Here is a 2874-nt window from a genome sequence, read left to right as displayed (position 1 = left end):
TCCTGGTGTCTATGGCGATGTGGACCCACGCTCATCCATCCCGAACTGAGTGGTGAAACGCATCCGCGGCAACGATAGTTGGTGGGTAGCTGCCTGCAAAAATAGCTCGATGCCAGGGCTCTTTTCTTTAAATAGCGATGGTTCTGTACCGAGCCAGAGTCGTCGCTATCTTTTGTTTAGAAGAATGAACTGAGATGGCAGTGCTCGGCTCTGTGCATGCTATCGGTATGATACGAGAGCTTGATATATCTTCCGATAATGTTCTAGGTTTGTATCGTAAGCTGGTTGATGTTGAGGATGCACGATCGCCCGTTCAGGGAGAACGAGCTGGAACACATCTTTGAGGCTGGCATATGCGCCAATACCGACCATTGCGAGCAGAGCTGCTCCATAAGCGGTCCCCTCTTCTGTTTGTAGCATCACCAGTTTTGCATTGAGGACGTTGACCCATATGGGCGATCGCGCACCACCGCCCGTAACCGTTAACTGCTGGATTGGAGCGATCGCATTGACAACATCTAGCGCTTCCCGCAAGCTGAGCGCTACCCCCTCCAATACGGCCCAAATCAAATCGACTTGAGTACTTGCAAGTGAAAGATTGATCCAGGCTCTGCGCGCATCGGGGTCTAAATAGTCTAAATAAGGGCTGCGTTCTCCAGCTAAATGCGGCAAAAATATCACGCTCTGGGCTCCGAGGGGGATTGCTCGGCCAGTGACATTAGATCGGTATAGTCTGCTGTTGGGGCCAGCGTGTCGCAATACCAGCGCAGAACCCCTGCTGCCGAGAGTGTGACCCCTGGCAGGTGATAGCCTCCATCTGCATGGCAGAATAAGTGAACGCGTCCTTCAGGGTCTGGTGTGGGGCGATCGCACGGGGCAAATATGACCCTGACGTGCCAATGCTCAAGCTACCTTGGCCCAGATTACTGGATGAAATCCTCATCCCAATTGCGGCTGCAGCGTTATCACCACTTCTGGAAATATTGTTAGGGACGATTGGTATAGCCCCAAATGCCGCTAACAGTGGTAGTGTCATATTCCGGAATTTGTCCTCCACCAATGCCACTAATGTATTCAATGGTGCGACCACTAAAGCGACGCAACCACGGGCCATTGGCAGGCGACATTAAATCAATATCTTCGGATGCAGGACGGTAACCAGGTGGAGGCTGAACCAATGCTCCAGTGCGGTCAATAAACTCGACTTGAGCATTGCGGCTTACCTGGGCAATGCCACCTTGAAAGTCAGTCGCTTGATCATATTGTGCAGGAATCACCAAGTTGCCCTGAAGATCGATATAGCCATACTTGCCGTTGACTTCGGCTACGGCAAGGCCCTCAGCAAAGGGGCGACGGCCTCCTGCCTCGGGAGGGATCACAAACTGATCGCCAGCAGCAATGTAATTGAGGGGGACAGTGCGCGCTAACCCCAACGCTTGACACAGTAAGGCTGCGACCTCCGCTCGGGTTGTGTTTTGGTTGGGGCGAAACTGACGAACATTAGGACCATTCACCGCCAATCGGCCTAAGGTGGCGGTGGCGATCGCACGGGTGGCATAGGTTGGAATGTCGGCGGCATCGTCAAAGTATCGAGCCAGAACGGCCTCTGAGTTGTCGGCCTCTCCATAGCGCATTTCTTTGGCCAACACGGCGATCGCCTGAACTCGCGGAATCAGCTGGTTGGGTTGAAACGTCCTATCGGGATAGCCCACAAACATACGCCGACCACCTGCCTTGCGAACCGCATTGTAGGCCCAGTGGCTAGGAGACACATCGACAAAATCGACGGGTTGGGGCGTCCAACTGTAAGGGGAATTGCGCTCGTCTTCGGGGCGCTGCGGATCGTAATACCAATAGGAGAAGCCTGGATTTTGCAGCGCTGTCGGAGCCGTCGGAGCCGAAAGCCAATGGTCAACGGTGGGAAATGCCGTAAGCATGAAAGCCGCATATTCGGCTCGGCTGACAGCGGCATTGGGGCGAAATGTATTGTCGGGGTAGCCGCTAATGGTGCCCCGTGCCCTTAGCTGAGTTACACATGTTTGTGCCCAGTGACCCGTGATATCGGTAAAAGCTGCTGCCGAACTGGCCAGCCCAAAACCCCAAATCGCCATAGTCATGAGCAAAGTACGGTTTCCCATCCAAACTGCCTCAGTAATTGTGTTGGTTGCGGTGGTATAAGCCATAGCCTAGAGGGAGAGGTAAGAAGGGCGATCGCCCACTGTGGGTTTCCCCAATGATGTAATGAATGGGTCGTATTTCATATATTTAGAACATCCCCAATGAACGCATGCGAAATACGAACACATTCCCAGTTGCATGCTAAGTTGGGTCATCATCCTGCCTTCTTTAGCTTGTTCGTAATATTTGTCGATGCAGTTCCCAATATTAACCTCAGTTTTGCTCAATTTCATTTCCGATACCATCACAATTTGTTGAGTATTTTTCTCTACAAATTGGTCAATGATTGATATCACCTTCTGTGGAGAAAAAGTACATCTTGCATAAATGAAGTTCTCAAAAATCAGGTGCTGTCAACGGTAAACGATAGGCGATCGCTCAGAATATCTTGTTCCGATCGGTATCCATTTCCAGAGCTATGCTAACTACCTTGGCACCATGAAAAACCAGACTCTAAAACCCTGCACCGTCCACTGTGCGGGCGGTACAGGGTTTTAAGGTTATTGAATCCTGGCTGATTACTGAATGACAGGTAGCACCCTAGATAAGTTCATTGGTAATGGATGTATCTAAGAGCTGATTTATGAATGAAATCTTAAGCTCCTAATCTTCGAAGCATCAGCCGCAGTAAGGAGCCATAAATCATCGCTTCACTGACCTCTGAATACACCTCATAATCCTTGCTCAACCGCCTGA

2 protein-coding genes and 1 rRNA gene are annotated in these 2874 nt (G+C 50.9%); 1 reads left to right on the top strand and 2 read right to left on the bottom strand.

All coding sequences use genetic code 11. The features are described 5' to 3' along the window. Position 1: 1 nt before the first annotated feature. Positions 2-118 (top strand): 5S ribosomal RNA (gene rrf, locus ACQ4M4_RS28660). Positions 119-219: 101 nt separating this feature from the next. On the opposite strand, the gene ACQ4M4_RS28655 is transcribed toward rrf, so the two are convergent. Together ACQ4M4_RS28655 and ACQ4M4_RS28650 are read right to left on the bottom strand one after the other, a co-directional pair. After that, a complete protein-coding gene (locus ACQ4M4_RS28655) occupies positions 220-759 on the bottom strand; it encodes an FGGY-family carbohydrate kinase (protein ID WP_430687879.1) in 540 nt (179 codons plus the stop codon). A 227-nt stretch (positions 760-986) separates the two neighbouring features. Next, positions 987-2138, bottom strand: a complete 1152-nt coding sequence (locus tag ACQ4M4_RS28650; protein WP_430687878.1) for an S-layer homology domain-containing protein — start codon at positions 2136-2138, stop codon at positions 987-989. Positions 2139-2874 lie beyond the last annotated feature (736 nt).

The organism is Leptolyngbya sp. AN02str (genome assembly GCF_050565595.1).
In the GTDB taxonomy this organism is placed as follows: domain Bacteria; phylum Cyanobacteriota; class Cyanobacteriia; order Elainellales; family Elainellaceae; genus Kaiparowitsia.
The sequence above is the reverse complement of the archived record's forward strand: the minus strand, read 5'-3'. Positions and strand labels throughout refer to the sequence as shown.

What these genes read in the sequence shown, in the direction of transcription:
- ACQ4M4_RS28650 (WP_430687878.1), bottom strand. Translation starts at nt 2,138, where the DNA reads ATGGGAAACCGTACTTTGCTCATGACTATGGCGATTTGGGGTTTTGGG.